This window comes from Kitasatospora sp. NPDC056531 (assembly GCF_042794375.1).
Taxonomy (GTDB): domain Bacteria; phylum Actinomycetota; class Actinomycetes; order Streptomycetales; family Streptomycetaceae; genus Kitasatospora.
The window spans coordinates 968-1524 of the sequence record NZ_JBHTTU010000348.1; the positions used below are offsets into that span (position 1 = coordinate 968).

At 74.9% G+C, this 557-nt stretch carries 1 protein-coding gene; it reads right to left on the reverse strand.

Annotation, left to right across the window (positions count from 1 at the left end; genetic code table 11):
• Positions 1 to 141: 141 nt before the first annotated feature.
• Positions 142 to 557: GNAT family N-acetyltransferase (locus tag ACFQ87_RS46320; protein ID WP_380617064.1), on the reverse strand; the 416-nt coding region annotated here is incomplete at its 5' end.

Below are 557 nucleotides of genomic sequence, written 5' to 3' on the forward strand. Positions count from 1 at the left end.
CCGCCGGCCTGACCCGCGCCCGGCTCGCGCTGGCCGCCCGACGGCTGCTGGACGACTGACCGGCAACCGGAGGTCGGCTACGTCTTCGACGGGATCGGCGCCGACGCGCCCAGCGAGGAACCGCCGCGGATCGTCCCCCCGCTACCCGGTCCTTCGGATCTCCGGCGACTGGACGGGAGTCGGAAGCAGATAGCGGAGCTTGTCGCCGTCCGTGCCGGCCAGGCGGCCACCGTTGGCCTCGATCACCCGCCGCGAGGCGGTGTTCGACTCGTCGCAGGTCAGCAGCACCTGGGCGATGCCGAGCGCGGCGGCGACCGGCAGGGCGGCGGCGAGCATCGCGGTCGCGTGGCCCTGTCGCCGGGCGCTCGGCCGTACGTCGTAACCGATGTGCCCGCCGACCCGCCGCAGCTTCGGGGTCAGCCGGTGGCGGATCGCGATCCGGCCCAGCAGTTGGTCGCCGTCGGCCCACCAGAGCGTCGTCATCGGCACCGCCGCGTCCGGGCGCATGCCCGCCTCGGTGCGCTCGGCCAGGACGCGTGCGACGTAGCCGCCGAAAA